This is a genomic window from Maribacter aurantiacus, assembly GCF_005780245.1.
In the GTDB taxonomy this organism is placed as follows: Bacteria; Bacteroidota; Bacteroidia; order Flavobacteriales; family Flavobacteriaceae; genus Maribacter; species Maribacter flavus.
The window spans coordinates 1-20,263 of the sequence record NZ_VBUK01000003.1 but is presented as its reverse complement, the minus strand read 5'-3'; the positions used below and the strand labels follow the sequence as shown (position 1 = coordinate 20,263).

Here is a 20,263-nt window from a genome sequence, read left to right as displayed (position 1 = left end):
CTAACCGATCTACATTTGTTTTGAAAGCGACCCTAACCATTAAAAAAAGGACTTATCAAGTAGACCTTTCCAAACCTTTGGATTTATCCATACCCATGACCGGTGATATTTCCAATGTGAATGCGTGGTACGTGGACCATCCCAGGATCGAGCCGCATGTGGAACATGGTTTTACGGGTAGCGTAAAGCAGGGCGCAAGCACCAATTTTAATGATATCTGGTTCAACCCCCATGCCCATGGCACGCACACGGAGTGCTACGGCCATATTACCCGTGAGGTCTATTCCGTCAACGAAAAATTGAAAAACTACTTTTTTTTGGCCGAAGTCATTACGATCGCCCCGGGAAAATTGGGGGACGATTTTGTGATTTCCAAGCATCAGTTGAGCAATGCCATGAAGGGGGCAAAACCGAATGCCTTGGTGGTACGCACCTTGCCCAACACCAAGGAAAAGTTCTCAAAACAGTATTCCAATAGCAATCCCCCTTATTTTATGGAGGATGCCATGGCATTTTTGGTCAACAGCGGTATAGACCATTTATTGGTAGACCTACCATCCGTGGATAAGGAAAGGGATGGCGGTGCCTTGCGTTGCCATCGAACCTTTTGGAACATGAACGGCGACATACGAAAGGAGGCCACCATTACGGAGTTTATTTTTGTACCCAACGAGGTGGTCGACGGAATGTATTTGTTGAACCTACAGGTAGCGCCGTTCGTGAACGACGCCAGCCCAAGCAGACCTGTTTTGTTTAAAATTACCGAAGTATGAGGAATTTATTGAGATTGGAGGAAGTGGCCATGTTTGTGCTGGGCATCTTTATGTACGGACTATTGGGCTACCCGTGGTGGTTATTTTTTGTACTGCTGCTAACGCCGGATATTGGCATGCTCGGTTATTTGATGAACGAAAAGGTTGGGGCCATAGGGTATAATCTTTTTCACCATAAGGGAATTGCCATACTTTTGTATTTTTTGGGGATGTACCTTTCCATGCCGGTCGTTCAGATGATCGGGGTCATACTGTTCGCGCACGCATCTATGGACCGGACTTTTGGGTATGGACTTAAATATGAAAAGGGATTTAAATACACCCATTTAGGGGAGATAGGAAAAAGGAATGGATAATATACTTGATGTCTTTTTGGGCCTTATTTTGGGCGGAATCAGCATGTATTGGCTGTTTTCCCTGTTCCGAAAAAAACAGAGCAAGGAAATTACCACGCATCAGTCCACCGTTTTATTGGAAAAGATACGCAGTGTCTGCAAGTTGATTTCCGTGGAGGGCGATTTTGCCGAAGTCTACAAGTATGAAAATACGCGGGAACGGTTTATGAGCCTTTTGAGCAGCAAAAAAAAGGCGCTCATCGTTATTAAGGCGAAAGCCCAGATTGGGTACGACCTTAATAAAATATTGATGCATGCCGATACTGGCAAAAGGAAGATCATCCTTTCCAATTTTCCCGAACCTGAGGTTTTGTCGATTGAGCCCGATTTGGAATTTTATGATATTAAAAACGGACTTTTCAATACCTTTACCCCTGATGATTTGACAAGTCTCAACACCGAGGCAAAAAAGCATATCAGGGAAAAAATACCGGAAAGCGGACTCATGGAGACCGCCAAGAAGGAAGCGTTGCAATCGGTTTTGCTCATTGAAAAAATCGTGGAGACCATTGGCTGGAAATTGGATTATTCCGCCTTGCATATTTCGGAAAAGGACAAGAGACTACTCGAACAATAAACTTATCAAACTACGGATACAATCACATGAAAACTATAACAACTTTAGTATTTTTGGTACTTACAACCATGGCCTTTGGCCAAACAAAAGAAAACATGAAAGAATTCGATCCTAATTTCAACCACACCGTATTTTTTTGGTTGAAAAATCCAGATAGTCAGGCCGATAGAGATGCCTTTGTAAAATCCCTGTCCAAATTTCTGGACAATTCCGGGTATGCCAAGACCAAGTTCATAGGAACCCCGCCAAAAGCGAGTAGGGATGTCGTGGATGGTTCCTTTACTTTTTCATTGATGGTATCCTTTGAATCTGCAGAGGCACAACAGGCGTACCAAGATGAAGCCCCGCATAAACTTTTCATCGAGGAATCAGAACATCTTTGGGAGAAAGTGATTGTTTACGACTCAACAGGTATATAAGAGCCTCCTCAATCCCTCCAATGCTTTTACTTCGCTCAGCATAGGTGAAGGGAGGACTTAAATAGAAGAAAGATTTGCATTTTTTCCCTTAGGGTTTAAATAGTATTATTTGCAATGAACATTGAGGAATTTCGGGAATACTGCTTATCCAAAAAGGGCGTAACGGAAGGATTTCCTTTTGACGAAAAGACCCTCGTTTTCAAGGTCATGGGAAAAATGTTTGCGTTGTGCGGCTTGGAACGGGTACCCTCACAAGTGAACCTAAAGTGTGACCCGGATCGTGGCGAGGAATTAAGGGAAAAGTATGATGGCCAGATCATTCCCGGCTACCATATGAGCAAGATCCATTGGAATACCCTTTTTCTAGAAAACTTACCACCAAAATTGGTCCTGGAGCTTACGGACCATTCCTATGATTTGGTGGTAGCGAAGTTCCCTAAAAAGATTCGGGCGGAATACGATGCCTTATTATAAATAAGCACAAGAAGAATCTTGGTTAATGCAACCAGACCCCAAAGGTTTTTAAAACCTTTGGGGTCTTTTAATTCCTGCAATCAAACGGATTTATAATTCCCCAATCTCGTGCCACCACCAGCTCTGCAAGTTTTCGATTTTCGGAGCTACAGAACAACGGCTGGTTATTTGAGTGATTCAATCCCTATAAATTTCCCTGCTTAGCGTTTGAAACCCTACTTTTGTTGAAACTTCAGAAGTAAGCAATGGCATGATAGATCCCCTATCTTTTTATCAGGATGAAATAAAATCGTACCAGGGGCAATTGGAAACGGTAAAGTCACAATTGCTCGCCTCCAGCACCGTTCGTTTGGTCGTTTTCATACTTGCGGTAGTTGGTGTTTATTTTTTGTATGGGAATACCAGAATGGTCCTGGTAGTTTTGGTCGTTGCCATCGTCATTTTTCTTTATTTGGTCTCTAGACATACCGATTTACAGTATAAAAGGGACAAGCTCAAAAGATTGATCGCTATCAATGAAACCGAGATCCAGGTTTTAAACAGGGACTATAAAAACCTTCCAACAGGAGATGAATTTAAGGACGATACCCATTTTTATAGTCAGGATATTGATCTATTTGGCAGGGGTTCCTTTTTTCAGTATCTGAACAGAAGCATCCTTCCGGAAGGCGGCCTACTCTTAGCTTCCATACTAAAGGAAAACACTGTGGACCGAATTGAAGCAAAACAAGAGTCAATGAAGGAATTGGCTCAAATCCCCAAATGGCGACAGGATTTTGCCGCCACCGCGGCGTTGTCGAAGGCGGAAGTAACCACCCAAACGGCATTGCACTGGATAACCAGTTACAGGCCCTTTGTTCCGGGTGTTATGCGATTTTTACCGTGGCTGTACACCGGAGGCAGTATTCTGTTTTTTGGCCTGTTGCTTATGGGTTTTCTACCTACTTCGGTATTGTTCTACTGGTTGTTGTTGGGGCTATTGATAACAGGTGCCTTTACCAAAAAAATGACCAAACTCGTTTCAGGCACAAGTAAGATCCAATCTTTATTCGAACGCTATAATCGTTTGCTAGCGGCCATCGAATCGCAAAAATTCGGGTCGGCCCTACTGAAGGAAAAACAGGGAGGGATACAAAGCCATGGTAAAAAGAACTCCGTAGTGCTTAGGGAATTCGCCGGTTTACTGTCGGATTTAGACCAAAACAACAACCTGTTGTACCTCATTTTTGGAAACGGCTTGTTTCTAAGAGGCCTGTATACGGCATATAAGGTTGAAAAGTGGATTTCTGAACACAAGGAATCTATGGGTGTTTGGTTCGATTGTATCGCCTTTTTCGATGCCCATAATAGCTTGGCGAATTTTGTCTTCAACCATCCGGGATATGCCTTTCCAATTCTTAAGGAAAACGGAATATGCATTAGATCGAAGCAGGCCGGGCATCCTCTGCTGAACCCCAAGAAATGTGTGCTGAACGATTACGAAATAGGCCAAACCGATTTCTTTATCATCACGGGGGCCAATATGGCCGGCAAAAGTACCTTTTTGAGAACGGTTTCCTTACAGATTGTGATGGCGAATATTGGACTTCCTGTATGTGCGGCATCCATGGAATACAGTCCCATAAAACTGATCACCAGTATGCGTACATCAGATTCCCTAACCGATGACGCCTCCTACTTCTTTTCAGAATTGAAAAGGCTAAAGTTCATTGTGGACGAAATAAAAAAGGATCGCTATTTCGTTGTCTTGGACGAGATTCTCAAAGGCACCAATAGTACGGATAAGGCCGCAGGCTCAAGGAAGTTCGTGGAGCGTTTGGTATCTTCGGGTGCTGCGGGGATCATTGCCACCCATGACCTAAGCTTGTGCGAGGTGGCCAAGAAACTATCAAAGGTTAAAAACTACTATTTTGATGCGGAGATTGTGAATGACGAACTTCATTTTGACTATATCTTCAAAAAGGGCATCTGCCAGAACATGAACGCCTCTTTTTTATTAAGGAAAATGGATATCATAGGCGAGTAGCCAATACCTTGTTTATATATCCAAACTTAGTGATTGCAGATTCTCCTATTTAAACTTTTTTAATTAAGATCATAATCTAAGGTAATTTACCATTCGTCTACAGTAATTTGGGGTTTCATCTTGAGAGTCCTCATGTTCTCTTTGCACGACTTTATATTTGTTTCATAATTAAATACGAACTATTATGAATAAGCGAAGTAAACTCAAAAAATCCCTGGGCTATTTAGAAATATCAAAATCACATTGTATTTATCAGATTTGTGATGTTAGTATCAACAGAAAGGAAATAATTCTAAGCACCCTAACTCCCATAGCTCCTTAAAGTAAAACTACCATAGGTAGTTTCCCCCGAATCTTTCAAAAGCCGATATTCCTATCGGCTTATTTTTTTAGTTGAGGTTTACGTTTGGCATATTTCAAAACCAACTTCCCAAAAAGTAAGTATCTTGCACGTGTGAAATTTAGAAGAAGCAAACTTACTGTACATTTGATTGGCTGAAAGTGTAGATGCAAATTAAAGAAACAAACATAAAGGACTGTTATGAATTGGAACCTAGGGTCTTTGAAGATCAAAGGGGGTATTTCTTCGAGAGTTTTAATCAAAAAAGGTATGCTGAGCTTACAGGCTTTATGGTGAATTTTGTTCAGGACAATCAATCATTTTCCACAAAAGGGGTGTTGCGCGGGCTGCATTATCAAAAAGGTGAAAGTGCCCAGGCAAAACTGGTAAGGGTGCTTCAGGGAAAGGTGTTGGACGTGGCGGTGGACATCCGAAAGGATTCCCCAACGTATGGAAATGTATTCAAAACGATTTTATCCTCAGAAAATTATAGACATCTTTTTATCCCAAGGGGATGTGCACATGGTTTTGTGACCCTTAGTGATACGGCAACCTTCTTTTACAAGTGTGATAATTACTACGACCCAAAGGCCGAGGCGGGAATCATCTATAACGATGCCAACTTGAACATAGATTGGGAAATAACGGATAGCGAACTCATCATTTCCGAGAAAGATAAAATACTTCCTCACTTCAAGGATTTGGTAATCCATTAAGCTTTATACATGCAGCGTAAAAAAAGAGTATTGGTGACCGGAGGTTCGGGTCAGTTGGGAACAACCTTAGGGAAATCGGTTTCATCCGTTGCAGAAACGATTGAATTTGTATTTGCAAGTTCCAAGGATTTGGACATCACTGATGACCGATCTGTTACCGATTATATGAAACAGGGCGATTTTGATTATTGCGTTAACTGTGCGGCCTATACCCAAGTGGATAAAGCCGAAGCCGATTCAGAAAAGGCCCTACTCATAAACCAACAGGGTGCCAAAAATTTGGCGAAAGCCTGCCATGCCGGGAATATTGTATTGATACATATTTCTACCGATTTTGTATTCAATGGCAGCAAAAGTTCCCCGTATGTTGAAACCGATAGACCCAGTCCATTGGGCATTTACGGCCATTCTAAGTTCAAGGGCGAACAGGAGGTGGTACGGAATATGGAGCGATATTTCATTATACGTACCTCTTGGTTGTATTCCGCCTACGGTCATAACTTCTTCAAATCCATGTTAAAATATGGGAAGGAAAGGGAGGAATTGTCCGTCGTGTTCGACCAGGTGGGCACGCCTACTTCGGCGCATGACTTGGCAGGAATCATTTTAAAAATTATTTCGGAGGAAATAGACACGTATGGAATCTATCACTTCAGTAACGAAGGTGTGGCCAGTTGGTACGACTTTGCATCGGCCATCTTTGAAATCAACCAAATTGAGGTGGATTTAAGGCCCATCCGTTCCAAAGAATATCCAACTCCTGCGGAACGTCCCGCCTTTAGTGTGCTGGACAAGGAAAAAATAAAAAAAGTATTAAAAATGGACATTCCCCATTGGCGGGAAAGTTTACGGGCCGTTTCCGAAATTCTTAGTAAGGAATCGGTCTAACCTAAAAAATAAATGGTATGCGAGTATTGGTAACCGGCGGACTCGGTTTTATAGGGTCCCACACTGTTGTTGAACTTCAAAATGAAGGCTTTGATGTTGTGATCATTGACGACCTTAGTAATTCTTCAGAGGATGTCTTGGAGGGCATTGTGGCCATTACGGATAAAAAACCTGATTTTGTACGTTTGGACCTTCGGGACAAAAAGGCCGTTTCAACCTTTTTTGCCAATAACAAGGATTTGGACGGCGTCATCCATTTTGCGGCCTACAAGGCTGTAGGGGAGAGCGTCGCGAAACCTTTGGACTATTACGAAAACAATCTGAATACCTTAGTATATCTGTTACAGGAACTAAGTGCCATGAAAAAGGCCCGGTTCATTTTTAGCAGTTCCTGTACGGTTTACGGACAAGCGGAAAAAATGCCTATTACGGAATCCGCGCCGGTGCAGGCAGCGGAATCGCCCTATGGCAACACCAAGCAAATTGGGGAGGAAATCATACGGGACACTTGTAAGGTAACCCCCAATCTACTGGCCATTGCCTTACGCTATTTTAATCCGATGGGGGCACACCCATCTGCCCATATTGGCGAACTACCCTTGGGCGTGCCGCAAAATTTAGTGCCATTTATTACCCAGACAGGTGTAGGACTTAGAAAGGAACTATCGGTGTTTGGAAGTGATTATCCAACTTCGGATGGTACTTGCATCAGGGATTATATTCATGTGGTTGATGTCGCCAAGGCGCATGTGGTGGCCCTGCAAAGACTTTTAAAGGACGAGAACGGGTCCAACTTTGATGTGTTCAACTTGGGAACCGGAACTGGAAGTACCGTGATGGAGGTCATTGAAAGTTTTGAAAGGGTTTCCGGTGAAAAACTGAACTACAAAATGGTGGACAGACGCCCCGGGGATGTAATTACGGCGTATGCCGATACGACCAAAGCGAACAGTGTCCTGGGCTGGAAAGCACAATCAACATTGGATGACGCCATGAAATCGGCCTGGGATTGGGAACGGAAGATCAGACGCCCCGAAGCCGTTGGCCAATAAAAATAGATTCGGCATTAAATTCGATCTTTGGCTATTCCATCTCATTAGAATGGATATCCAATAGCGAAATTCAAGGTCATTTTATTCGCTTTGTCCCCAAAGAAAGGGATGTTCCATCGGTCATTTTCTGGGCGGTATGGTACTCGAAACGGGGATGCCAAATCTAGCCGAATTACAAAATTTTGAATATCGACCCGTGCGCCAAATCCAAATCCGGCCGCCACTTCACGTATCCAATCCGACTCGAATTTTCCGTCTATGAACAAAGAATTAGATGCGTTGCTTCGTTCTTGGTCCGCCTCAAGATTTTCATAATTACCCGTCAACCAAACGTTTCCCGCATCTACAAAGAAAGCGCCTTTTAGATAGGATACTATTGGGAACCGATACTCCAAATTTGCTTCTAGCATTAGGTTTCCGGACCGGTCGAAATAATCGGTAGTGGCATCTTCTTGTTGGGCATTAAAATTTCCCGGGCCCAGGGAACGGATGTCAAAGGCCCTTACGCTATAGGGGCCACCTGAAAAAAACTGTTTCACAAAGGGTAGGGTTTCGCTATTGCCATACGGCACTCCCCAGCCTGCATACACGCGTGAGACCAAGGTTTGATCGTTCCCCCAACGTATATAAAACCTAAAATCGGCATCCAATTTGGCATATTGCGCATACTCAGAACCGATGATTGTCCCAGAACCTCCATCGATCAAGCTGAATAGATTACCGGCTATATCCAAGTTGGTTGAAAAGAAAATGGGGTTGTCCTTTTCCAAATCGGACACCTCGTCATAGGTGAATCCATACAGCAAACCTGCTATGAAACGTTGTTCAAAACTCCGTCGCAAAAAGGGGTTGTCATCCAATATTTGTTGAAAATCGTCCGTGACGTTCGAAAGCCTTGCATAATTTAGGCTAATAGGATTTAATTGATGATATACATACCTGTTCTCTTTCCAGGTATAACCAAAGGATCCATTAATGGAGCTTAAGGTGAATAATCGGCTTCGCCTCAAAAAATCGATTCCTGTAGAGATTTTCGTTTTAGGAACGGAATACCTGAAATTTTTTGGGGAAAAGGGAATAGATCTAGGAAAGATTAGGTCGCCTTTCAATCCCCAGGCAATGCTACTTAGGCTTGAATTGTTACCTGATGAAAGTTGTGATTCATAAGAGAAGTTCGTGGATAGGCTCAAGGTTTCCCCGCCGTGGAACAAATTTCTGTTGCTATAAATCAATTGTATGCCCGGTCCCGTAAATCCGTTGGATTTTGTGACGGCCTGTACTTCTGCCCTTAGAGATCTTTTGGTCAACGGGGCAAGAAATATATCAGCGGCCAAGGAACCCCCGTCACCGTCGGTCATGGTAGTATCCAACTCCGTATATTGAATATTGACATACTTGTAACTCCCTAGGGAGGAGAGTCGGTCGCTCGTCACTTTGGAAGTGCTTGCATTGTAAAGATCGCCTTCCTTAAAGAGTAAGTAGGTCTCCAATAGGTCTGGTCTAAAAAAGTATTCGTTCTGTATAAAATCTGTACCGTTGATGGTGGTAGATTCTTGTCGGGATTTAGGAATTGTATCCCCCTCCAGGGAATAATTTGGATAGACAGTTATGGAATCTATGGTATACGGTATGGCGGCTTTTCTGGGAACGGCTTTTTTAAGTCTTAGAAACAGATCGAATTTTCTCTTATTATATTGGTTGGTATCCGCCTCAAAAATCAAAAGATTGGCTTGGCTGTTGTAATATCCTTTCTGCTTCAGGCCATTGTCAAGCCGTTCCCGTTCCGCTTTTAAGAGGTCAAGGTCAAATCTGTCGTCCTTTTTTAAAGGGGTTTCTATAATAAGGTTTTCCAACTCCCCGTAAATAGGAAGCGAATCCGTATCCAATTGATAGTTCCCGAGCGTATAGGGTTCTTGAATGGAAACAGTATAATTGACCGAAGTTTTTTTATCCCCTATATTAGCTTTTGAGCTTGATTTGCTGTAAAAGAAACCGGAATTGTCCAAACGGTTCAATAAGAGCTCCTCTACTTGTTCGGGATTTATTTCAGAGAAATATACGGGTTCTTCTCCAAAAGAGTTATTTAGGAATTTATATATAAAGCCTGGACGTTCCCGTTGCGCCTTATAATGAAAATAAAGTGCCGGTTTCATCCCCAAAAACCGGGTATTGGGGTTGGGTGTTATTAATGTGGTCAGTTCCCGCTCGATATTCTTAAGGTTCCCAATCTCTCCATGGGTATCTACTTTTAAGGTAGCACCGGTATAAAGTTGCTCTCCTTCAGGAATGAATTTCTCTACGCTGCAGGCGTAAAGGAATAATACCATTATAGGAAAGAGCTTGTATTTTAGGTGAAAGGTTTTCAAAGTTTATTTCTCCTGGTTTGGGTTATCAATATTCTCTAAATCTTTCTCCGTTTTTATCTTTACGGGACTAAAAAGCTGACTAAATTTATTAAACTCCCTATCGAAGATGAATGCGAGTCCGGTCACGATCAATTGTCCATCAATGATATTTTGATATTCTTGTCTTCTAAACCCTTTTAAGCGATAGGTTCCCTTTTCGGATAAAAGATATTCAAGCATTACATTGCCGATCACCGGAGTGGAAGTGTCTGAATTGGCGGCACTGCCTTCCACATCCAAGGCGCTTCCGGCCGTAACGATCAATCGGTCATCGAATAATTTTTTGCTAGCATTGACATTGAGTTGGGTTCTGTTCCGGTAGCCGTCTCCTTGATAATCCTGAAAACTGTCCAGGTCAAAATCGAGTTCAAAACCACTGTTTCCCAATATTTTGTTCGAAATGGTATTCAGTTCGCTGGACAATACCTTATTGACATTGTTTCTTGCCAAGGCAATGGCGCCCCCATTACTTCCATCACTACCGGAGGTAGGATAGAATCGATTCAGGGCCAGGAGGGAGAATACCTGTTTGTTCAATTCGGATTCCTGCTCGTTCAATTGTTGTATACGCCCGTAGACCGCTCCCCCATAGGAACCCTGTGCATTTTCGGGCATGTCAAGGGCAAAGGAGAGCTCAGGAGCGGTAATTTCCCCACCCACATTCAGATATACTAAAAAAGTGGATGATCTTTGATATTGCCCCGAAATTCCCGTATCCTGACCAAAACTAATGGATGACATTAGCGGTGCAGCCGACGTTTCCAGCTCATAGATGGCTGTAACATCCAATTTTGCATTGTATGGGTCCCCAAACCAGGTGACACTGCTCCCCTCACTGATCGTAAACTCCCTGCTGACCAAATTGTACAAACTGGTCCTGTAAAAACCGGAATTGAGTTCCAGCCTTCCCGATAGTCGAATATCTTGATTGGGGTCAATGTTTAGGCTTAAACTTGCATTGCCGGATGCTTGTAATTTATCTTGGGTCTTTTCATCCAACACAATCGTAAAAACCGCATCGTCTGAAATCTCCAAGGTGGTATTGATATCCATTCCGGCAAATACGGAATTCGCTGTTTCTCCTGAAGTTCTGGTGAGAATGGCATCAGGGTTTTCCCGGTTTACAAATAGGACTACCCCTTCCCTTTCTTGAATTTCGTATTGTGTTTGAGGTACCAAATAGGTAAGGTCCGTAGAATTACCTATGCTCAGGGAGCCATCGATAACTGGTAGTTCCAAATCTCCTGTAATTTCTAGGTTAGTATCGATTACGGCGGACCCATATACCAATTCGTTATCTCCTTTTTCCGAATTTAAGACTGTAAAGTTTTTGGCATTTACGGTAAGTTCAAAACCTGGTTTTAAGGGATTGTCCGTAGTAATCGCTCCACTCAATAGTATTTCGCCTAGTTTGGAGTCATTTAAGCGAAAGGCGTTGAGTGTGATTTCTTTTTCGTTCAAATCCAATTGTTGTTCATTTATTTTTAAATCGGTTTTAAAAGCAGATAGGGTAAAACCCACATCGTTGAATTTGATTTTACCTGAATACTCTGGCTCGGTTAGTGAACCTTTGACCAATAAACTTCCAGAGATATTTCCTGAAGGATTCGAGAGTTCATCGGCAAAAAAACCTTGTACAATGGCAGTCTCCAATTTTTGTATGTCCAGCTCCAAGTTTAAGTCGGTGCCGTTCTGTGTTGTCGCATAATCCCCCGTAAGGCGTACATTGGCACCACCATCTTTTAAATGCAGGTCGATATTATAATCGGATAACGATTTTGAGGAGGCATTTAAGCTGAGGGTCCCTAACGGATTTTGTAGCAATTGGAATTGGTCTATATTGAGTTCCGACACCAAACCGGAAGCCCCATACGGATTTAAAATGACAAAGTTGCCTTTCACGATGCCCTTGGCCAAGGGTTCTTCTGGATTGAAAAGGCTTAAAAAGGTCTGTAGCTGGAAGTTTTCAAATTGGATGCCGATATGGTCCGATGACACTTCAGGAATCTGTGTTGACACCTCCAATTTTTGATTGTTTCTGGAGAGTATTACATTTTTAAATTGGGAATACGAGTTCGCTAAGCGTATGGCATTGTCCTCTGGAATGTCCCATGGTTTTTTGTTCAATACGAGATTTTTTGGAGACACATGAATTCGTACCGTATCACGTTGGAACACAAGTTCTGATGCAACGTGCATTACTTTAGTCGTATCGTTCACCGAAGTAAAATCCAAAACCAGTTCCTTGTTTTTAAGAGCGCCCTCCAAATACGTCTTTTTTAAAAGAACCGGTTGGTAATTAAGCTCAGAGACCCCGGCCATGAATTTAAAATCCTGGGAGTCGCCCTCCAAATCCACCCTGAGGCTATCTATCGTGCTCCCTCCATAGGAGACCCTGGGAACGATTACCTGACCTGATATTTCCTTAGTGAACGAATCGAACTTGGCATCAATGGTCAGCGAATCCAGTTCTTGTATACCATCAAAAAACACCTTTGAAATTATGGGTGTAGGTGCAAGGGCCAAGTCCAAGGTGGCTTTTACACTGTCCAATTCCATGGTCGTTACGGAATCTAAACTGAAGTAGGTTTCAAATTGTTTTTTTAATGCGGTAGTGATTCTGGTTGGGGAGGCGTTTGAAAATAATCCTCCGTTGATAAATCCGCTCCTTATTTTCACATCCGTAATGGAATCTTCTACATGGGCATTGATGTTGAGCGGCGTAATTTGATATTGTTGGTTGTCCGTTACCGCAATTCCATTGTCGATGGTGGTTTCAAAGGTGAAATTATTCGAAAGCCCTGTAAAGGAACCCTCCATATTGGCGGCTAGTTTAATATCCCTTCTGGTAAGGCCCAATGCCCTTAAGTCCGCCCCTACTAAATTTGCCTTGAAGTTTACGGAATTGTTGGCTGTTTTTAAATCAATGGTTGCGATGGATTTGAAATTAAGATTACGGTCCTGCATTTCAAGGGTCGCACTACCTTTTCCATTACTAATTTCCCCATTGATAAGAATATCTTTATACGCATAGTCACGATATTCCACCATAGGGATCTGCCCATCAATTTTAGTATTTAGGGTGGAAAGGCTCGTTCCAGAACCGCTTGCGTTTAAGTGTAGTGATAGCGATTCCAAGTGCGGATTTTTCAAGATTTTACCCAGATGGAGACTATCGGTTTTTAGGGTGCCATCAAAACTTTGAGTCGTATCAAAACGTGCATTACCATCCAAATGAACGGATCCTTCAGGGATTGAAAGTTGTAAATGTGTTTCTAAGGATTTTAATGTGCCTTTCGCATTCCCTGTAAGTGCTATGGATTTCGGAATTTCAATTCCCAATTCATTATCTGATATTAACTTGGCAACATCAGAATCTATCGTCTTTATGTTAATATCGTTCAAATCATAGCTAAAATATTTTTCATCCGTGATAGCGCTAGCCTCCCCCTGCACATAAAAATGTGTATTGGGACCCCAATGAATTTCCGACTGTAATCGGTCAATCTTTTGCAGATTCCCAGATACTTCTATGTTTCCTGTTATATTGTGCTGCGACAGGGAATCCAGATATTGGTTGTGTTGCAGTTGAGGTAGGAATTTTTGAACGTCCTTGGTAGCAATGGATACATCCGTAATACTGGCGTTTAGGTTGGAGTTGGACGTGTTGACCATCGCCTGCTCTATGTTTTCATATGCCATTTCAAAATTTGCACGAGCTTTACTCTGATTAAAGGAAACAGTAAAATCTTTTAGAGCGGCCCCAATGTCCGATACCTGCGCATTGAAAGCCAATTCTTTAAGGACCATGCCACTGGCTTCCTTAAAAGCTGTTTCATCCACGATTAGTTCTAAAATTTTAGGTTTATAGTTGAAATCCCGCGCTTGGAACGTTACCTGTTGAAAGTTGAGATTGTTCGGGTTGAAAGTGGTTTCGCTTGTAAAAGCGTCCGGTCTGTAAAAACGAACATCATTATTCCTTAGGTCAATGTTTTTGGCAGAAAGTTCCATTTCGGGCCAATTGAAGGGAGTGTTCTGTGTCTGGGTGGTATCCACGGACTGATTAAGGGTGAGGGACATGGATGAATCTTCAAGAATGAAGTCCTCCACAGTGAATATAAATTCGGAAAGGTTCACATTCGCTTCCGTGATGTTAAAATGGTTTAGTTTTCCAGAGGTTGCAATACTATCGGGAGAGGAAGAATATTCATACGTTACGCTGTTAAGTAGCAGTTGGTCAACGTTTATTTTGGGTAATGGACCTGTATTAGGTTTGTCGGTTTCCGGAAAGGCATGAGCTTGGTTATAGGTAATTTGGGTATCACCAAGTTCAAAATCGCCAACACTAAAAATCATCGCTTCCAAGTCGAATTCCTCCATATCGGCTTCTAGGGTTCCCAAGGCTAGATGTACGCAGGTCCCCAAATAGTCGTCCTCGTAGCCAACTTTCCAGTTGGAAAGGGAAAAATCACCCAAGCGAATTTCCACGGGTTCTGAGGACTGTGTGGAATCGGTCGGCGTTGAAAAAGCATCGATTAAAAAGGAAAAATTGAATCGGTCCCTCTCGGAGCCTCTATGGATGTTCGCAATTAAACCGTCTGCTTCCACATTGTCAATGGAAAGTCGGTTCTTGAAAAGCAGTGGATAGATGGGTAGATCCAATTGAAGTTCCTTTGCAAAGAGTATAGTATCCCCTTGGATATCCTCCAAATAAATACCCTTGGTTTTTACATCTCCTGCGAACGTGATGAATATTCGTTCTATTGCTACTTTTGTATCTGTCTTACTAGAAACATAATCCGTTAGTTGCGTAACGATATAGTTTTGTGCCCATGGTGTTCTAATAACCAAAACCAAAAGAATAAATAAGGCTAATAGGGCAAGAATCACTTTTCCTACCGTATTAAGTATTCGTTTTCGGTTCCATATTTTGTTTTCCATAGGTCGAAAAAAAAGGAGATAAATAGGCGATTGGCCCTTGACCGATTTATAAGGTATTCACCAAAATCGCGGTAATGATTACTAGCATAAGCGAAATTAGAATAACAAGATTATATACCTTCCTTTTTCTTTGCTTTTCTTCTTTTAAAGTACCCATCTTGTACAAAAATATATGGGTATTATCAGAGGGTTATGCTGTTATGAAATAAAGAGTGTCTCTTTTACTTGTACCTGGATAGAGGAATTCCCAACTCTTTGACCTTGGTTTTAAGTTTTGAAATTCAATATTCTGTCCCGAAGTATTCCGGAATTTTGGTTTGTCCTTTGAAGGATATTTAGAAAGAGTATCGTACGTTTAGGGAAACCTAAACGTAAAATGGTTTTTAGAGGTTTTTAACTTGAACCTCGTGGAATTTATCGGCCTGGAGGCGTAAAAGTTCTTCGGCTTTTTGTTTTTTGTACCTGTAGAGTTCCTCTTCTCCTTTTAAATCTTCGTAGATTTTTTGGTTGAGTTCCCCATCGGTAGAAACAATGAGTTGACGCTGTGCCACCTTTTGGGCCACCCAAGAGGAGAGGATGCTTTCCTGTTCTTCCAATTTTACATCATACTCACCTTTGGGAGCCAGTAACTTGGCAATGATGGGAGAGGTTTCAATGGCAAGAAACAAAAGAAAGATGAAAAAGGAGGGAAACCAAGGTAGTTCACCTAAAGCGTTAATACGGGCCATGAGTCCGTCAAAACCATCTATAATGGGTTGGGTGTTCTGTACTATTTTGGCATATTCCGTATTAAGTTCGGTTATTTGTTTTTCCAAACCGACAATCTTTTCGGCGTTGGTAGTTTTCAATTGTTGTAGCTCGGCCAAGGAGGCATCGTGTTTCTCGCGTTTTTCCTTATATACGGGCCCTTTTCCCAAAAGTCCGGTGCCCGCGGTCCCTTCGGCTTCATTGATATAGACATCGTAGAGGGCATTTGTCTCAGCTTCCTTTACCGCGATTTCCGATTTGAGATTGGCGATATCCAGGTTTAATTGCTCTATCTTGGGCGTATACTGTAAAGCAAGCTGTTCCTTGTTGGCCAAGGTCAGTTCGTTTTTTTGTTCCAAAAGCACCTGATTGATTTCCTTTTCGAAAATTTTCATTTCCAGAGGTTTGGAAATGACCACGGCGATGATAATGGCCAATAGGATCCTTGGTGTAGCTTGAAGTAACTCTTTTGAAAAACTATTTCGTTTTTTTATGGTGGAAACGATAAAGCGGTCAAGATTAAAAATCAAAAGTCCCCAAATAAACCCGAAAAATGCGGCTGCATAGACACTGTCAAATACCGTATATAAAGCGTAGCTACTGGCAATAAAGGCCATAACGGCCGTAAAGAAAACGGTTGCGCCAATACCGGCATACTTGTTTTGCTCCCCCTTGGAGCAGGTTTTTAAGATTTCGGAATCCGCTCCGGAACACAGGATAAAAAAGTTTTGTAACATGATGATTTGTTTTTTGATTGATTATCCGACTTCACTAACACTACGCACAGTGTCCCAGCTCTGGTGGAGCTTTGGTAAAAGCCTTACCTGTTAGAACGTAGTTTACCAAAGTTTGTTACATAAAAAGCCCCTTGGAAGGGGCTTTTAACAGTATTTAACTTGTGTTCAATATAAAAAATATTGAATGTTATGTTGGACTTGTATTTTAAAAAATAATGTCGGGTCGAGCGCAGTCGAGACCTATTTAATATGCCTGTTTTATGAACCTCACGACTCCACTTGAGGGGACACGTGCAAACATATTATTCACTGAATTTGAGGAATTAGTTTTTAAGGTGAATGGGATTTACTGATAACTTCACTAAGGGCTTTTCTCCACTGGACTCCCTGAGGTCGATGTTTATCTTGTCATTGTTTTTTACGACCTCCACAGCTTTTTCGGCGGAAATGGGTGTGCCGTTGAGCATAAAGTCGGCTCCCTCTTTGGCCAATTTCTCAATGCTTTCAACGGGGGAGATAGGTTCTGGGGGAGGTGGAGGGAGTAAATGTGTTTTTTGGATGTTTAATTTTGTAGTAATAGGCACAGGTGATTCAGGAATATTAGGCCTTATAGAGTTTAATGAGATGTTTGTTGCATCATAAGGGTCTTGCGTATCTATAATGTGTTCTATTTGGTTGGAAGCATACTCCGTATCCGAGACATTTTTGGGAGGTTCGGGAGCTGTGGGAGCCGGAGGCGGTGGTGGAAAATTGGGAAAAGGTTCCGCATCCGCCTGTTGTTTTTTGGACATTTTTCCATACAGTTCCTTTAGGCGTTTTATTTCCTTGTTTTTAACGACCATACGGTTACGGTCCATTTCATTGTACTTTTTGGCCAATGCGTTGTATTCCTTCATTTCCTCGCGGGTGGCGCTTGTTTGAAGTTTTTTAGTTTTTTGAGAATTTTTATTTGAAAAACCGATTTTGTTGGACTCAACAAATATAGTTTCTGGCGTTATTTCCACCTGATTCTTAAAATCCTTTTCGGGCATGATAAATTGATCCGAAAAAGCCGTAATTCTCTTGATTCCAATCTCCCGTAGTTTACTATTGACCTCGTTTAAAAAATCGGACTTCAAAATTCCCTCCGAATATAGTTGTACCTCATAATTGGTCGAACTGTTTTTGGGATTGTATGTTGACTTTATTTTTTCAAAAACTTCGGTTAAGGAAAGCTTTTCATCTTCATATAAAAATTGATGCTCGCTCTTAACTTCGAGCCATATTATTTCCATAGGAAGGTCCTCATTGTCCACCCCGTTCATTTCCGAAAGGACTTTTTCTCTTCGTATTTGGCGGGCTTCCATGAGTGTCTTGCCATCATAAATACTGGGTGAGAAGCGTTTCTGGTTCAAGATACCACGCGTTCTATCGCTTACATGGGTAATATTGCTGATGCCTAGACGTTCCAATTGGCCCTGTACGACTGGAATTAGTTGATACTGACTTTCATGGTACAAGATAGTTGCATGTACGTAATTTTTTAAAAAATAGGGTTCCAGGCCTTCATTGACCTCTTTTGCCCTTTCTGCTAAGTCGGATATGGCCGTGTAATGGTTATTGATAAAGAATTGACCGTCTTCGGTGATTTCAATATTGATGTCCTTTATGATACCATCTGTTTCTTTCGTTTCAATTTTTCTCTGACTAAATCCGAAAAGTAAAAGGGCTACCAAAGGAATTAATAAGGTGCTTTTCAATACAATTGATTTTTTTGATGTGTTTGTTTTCATGACTGTAAAACGTTTTTTGATGCTTCGACTACGCTCGGCACGGGTTGATGAATAAACTATAGCGTTCGCTATTTTGATGGATAAATGATGGTTTTCACTTGCCTTTGTTAAAAAGGAAAGTAGAAGATGTTGGTATTTGGAAATAGTGGTATCGGTCTTTACAACAGCACTATCCGCCAAGAATTCATGATTCAGCTTTATGGCGGATTTTAACAGGTAAATAAGGGGGTTGAACCAAAGGAGTATTTGGGCCAGTTCCACTAAAACAATGTCCAAACTATGCCACTCCTTGGCATGGGTTTCCTCATGTAACAATACTTCTTGTGGAATTTGGTCCGTTTCGTAAGCGGTCTTGTTCAAGAAGATATAGCTAAAAAAGGTGTGGGGAGGTAGTTGTGGAATCAATAAGACCCTTGTTGTAAATCGTGTTCTTAATTTTGGGTTTTTACGAATACGCCACCAAAGATGTCCTAAATGGAGCAGAAACCGAATCCCGAATAGGGCTACGCCAAACAAGTATATACTCCAGAGGAGGGTTTCCCAGTTCATTTTTTCCGTATGGATTTTTGATACGGCTTCGGTGAGGACGGGATTGCCCTCTTGAGTGGTTGCTCCAAGGAGGTCGGTATTTGTGGGAATCGCAACGTATTCGGTTAAAACGATGGCAGGTATCAGTAAAGAAGCCACTAAGGCGCCCAGTAGGTAGGCCCTTTTAAAATGGTGCATGCTTTCCTTTTCCAACAAAAGCTTGTAAAAGAGGAGGAAAATGGCCAAACAGGCGGTGAATTTTGCTAGGAACAAAAGCATATCACTTCTTTTTTATTTCGTCGTCTATCAATTTTTTCAATTCTTCCAGTTCCGTTCTGCTGAGATTTGTCTCTTGCGCAAAAAAGGAGGCAAACTGACTGGCGCTGTCGTTGAAGAAGTTCTTGATCAGCCCGTTTACGTGCTTGGAAAAATAATCCTTCTTTTTTACCAATGGATAATATTCCCTGCTCCTTCCATAGCTATTGTAGGCCACAAAACCCTTGTCCGCCATGCGCTTTAAAAGAGTCGCAACCGTGGTGGTAGCCGGTTTTGGTTCCGGATACGCCTCTAGAAGGTCTTTCATAAAGGCCTTTTTGAGTTTCCATACGATGTTCATGAGCTCTTCTTCGGATTTAGACAACTGCATTTTTTCTACAGGTTTAGAGTTTGTTCTACAAACATAGAATAAAATATTTGATTCTACAAATGTAGAAAATTGGTTTTGTCCCTTCCTTTATTTTAACCTATTGAATATAGTATGTTCGCCGATAAATATTTTGAAAATGAGGGTTGTTGGAAATTTTACAAGATCAAAGTGGCAAGGTATGCGATTTATGCGGTAGTGCCGATACCTTATTAAAATATGAAGTACCATCGGTCTTTACGGGCGGATTTGATGGCAGCGTATTGGCCTGCACTACCTGTATTGGCCAAATTGAATATCCAGATACGACCGATACCAGCCATTGGCGTTGTCTCAACGATAGCATGTGGAGCGAGCACGATGCAGTCAAAGTAGTGGTTTGGCGCATGCTGTCCCAATTAAAACCTAAAGGATCGCCGCAGGATTTGTTGGATATGCAATACCTGGAATCGAAGACCTTGGAATGGGTCAAGGCAATGGTAGAGGGCGTTTCGGAAGCCGATAAAATCGTCCTTAGCGATGCCAGCTGAGCCATTTTGGAGAACCGGGATTCCGGAATGTTGATCAAGGATTTGAAAGTGAAAGGCTCCAGTCTGGTCGCCAAACAGGTACGGCCTTTTGCAGAATTTCCCTGGGCCATGAGAATGCGGAGTATATAGAAGGAGAACTAGACGGTCAGCAAATCGTCATCATTACGAAGTATGTGAAAAAGGTCTGATTAAGTTAAAAGTTAATAGTTAAAAGTGTTTTTTTGCTAACAGCTAACAGCTAACAGCTAACAGCTAACAGCTAACAGCTAACAGCTAACAGCTAACAGCTAACAGCTAACA

General features: G+C 41.9%; 14 protein-coding genes and 1 pseudogene. 10 read left to right on the top strand and 5 right to left on the bottom strand.

Annotated elements, in window-relative coordinates; genetic code table 11:
• Window positions 1-20: 20 nt before the first annotated feature.
• From FEK29_RS07100 to galE, 9 genes are all read left to right on the top strand, one after another.
• On the top strand, window positions 21-773 hold the full coding sequence (locus FEK29_RS07100) for a cyclase family protein (protein WP_138257737.1): 753 nt from the start codon (window positions 21-23) through the stop codon (window positions 771-773).
• A complete protein-coding gene (locus tag FEK29_RS07095; protein ID WP_138257736.1) occupies window positions 770-1,129 on the top strand; it encodes a DUF4260 domain-containing protein in 360 nt (119 codons plus the stop codon). The genes FEK29_RS07100 and FEK29_RS07095 overlap by 4 nt, the downstream gene beginning before the upstream one ends.
• Window positions 1,122-1,745, top strand: a complete 624-nt coding sequence (locus FEK29_RS07090) for a DUF4230 domain-containing protein (RefSeq protein WP_138257735.1) — start codon at window positions 1,122-1,124, stop codon at window positions 1,743-1,745. Before FEK29_RS07095 ends, FEK29_RS07090 begins: the two co-directional genes overlap by 8 nt.
• A 95-nt stretch (window positions 1,746-1,840) precedes the next feature.
• Complete coding sequence (locus tag FEK29_RS07085) at window positions 1,841-2,164, top strand: Dabb family protein (protein WP_317129170.1); 324 nt, start codon at window positions 1,841-1,843, stop codon at window positions 2,162-2,164.
• Between the two features lie 114 nt (window positions 2,165-2,278).
• Entirely contained in the window at window positions 2,279-2,638 is a 360-nt protein-coding gene (locus tag FEK29_RS07080; RefSeq protein WP_138257733.1) for an MmcQ/YjbR family DNA-binding protein, read from the top strand.
• A gap of 250 nt (window positions 2,639-2,888) precedes the next feature.
• Complete coding sequence (locus FEK29_RS07075) at window positions 2,889-4,664, top strand: MutS-related protein (RefSeq protein WP_138257732.1); 1,776 nt, start codon at window positions 2,889-2,891, stop codon at window positions 4,662-4,664.
• Window positions 4,665-5,171: 507 nt separating this feature from the next.
• Window positions 5,172-5,720, top strand: coding sequence for a dTDP-4-dehydrorhamnose 3,5-epimerase (gene rfbC / locus FEK29_RS07070; RefSeq protein WP_138257731.1), 549 nt, complete (start codon window positions 5,172-5,174; stop codon window positions 5,718-5,720).
• Between the two features lie 9 nt (window positions 5,721-5,729).
• Window positions 5,730-6,608: a dTDP-4-dehydrorhamnose reductase gene (rfbD, locus tag FEK29_RS07065; protein ID WP_138257730.1), complete on the top strand. Its 879-nt coding sequence runs from the start codon at window positions 5,730-5,732 to the stop codon at window positions 6,606-6,608.
• Window positions 6,609-6,625: 17 nt separating this feature from the next.
• Complete coding sequence (galE, locus tag FEK29_RS07060; protein WP_138257729.1) at window positions 6,626-7,660, top strand: UDP-glucose 4-epimerase GalE; 1,035 nt, start codon at window positions 6,626-6,628, stop codon at window positions 7,658-7,660.
• 44 nt (window positions 7,661-7,704) lie between these two features.
• On the opposite strand, the gene tamL is transcribed toward galE, so the two are convergent.
• From tamL to FEK29_RS07035, 5 genes are all read right to left on the bottom strand, one after another.
• A complete protein-coding gene (gene tamL / locus FEK29_RS07055; RefSeq protein ID WP_138257728.1) occupies window positions 7,705-9,987 on the bottom strand; it encodes a translocation and assembly module lipoprotein TamL in 2,283 nt (760 codons plus the stop codon).
• A gap of 42 nt (window positions 9,988-10,029) precedes the next feature.
• The gene (locus tag FEK29_RS07050; RefSeq protein WP_138257727.1) at window positions 10,030-15,006 is read right to left on the bottom strand and encodes a translocation/assembly module TamB domain-containing protein; all 4,977 of its coding nucleotides are present in this window, start codon (window positions 15,004-15,006) and stop codon (window positions 10,030-10,032) included.
• A 383-nt stretch (window positions 15,007-15,389) separates the two neighbouring features.
• Entirely contained in the window at window positions 15,390-16,490 is a 1,101-nt protein-coding gene (locus FEK29_RS07045) for a DUF4407 domain-containing protein (protein WP_138257726.1), read from the bottom strand.
• A gap of 323 nt (window positions 16,491-16,813) precedes the next feature.
• Window positions 16,814-19,069, bottom strand: a complete 2,256-nt coding sequence (locus FEK29_RS07040) for a M56 family metallopeptidase (protein WP_138257725.1) — start codon at window positions 19,067-19,069, stop codon at window positions 16,814-16,816.
• Window position 19,070: 1 nt separating this feature from the next.
• The gene (locus tag FEK29_RS07035) at window positions 19,071-19,436 is read right to left on the bottom strand and encodes a BlaI/MecI/CopY family transcriptional regulator (protein ID WP_138257724.1); all 366 of its coding nucleotides are present in this window, start codon (window positions 19,434-19,436) and stop codon (window positions 19,071-19,073) included.
• A gap of 143 nt (window positions 19,437-19,579) precedes the next feature.
• On the opposite strand from FEK29_RS07035, the pseudogene FEK29_RS07030 reads away from it, so the two are divergent.
• Window positions 19,580-20,151 (top strand): annotated as a pseudogene (locus FEK29_RS07030) (PhnA domain-containing protein).
• Window positions 20,152-20,263 lie beyond the last annotated feature (112 nt).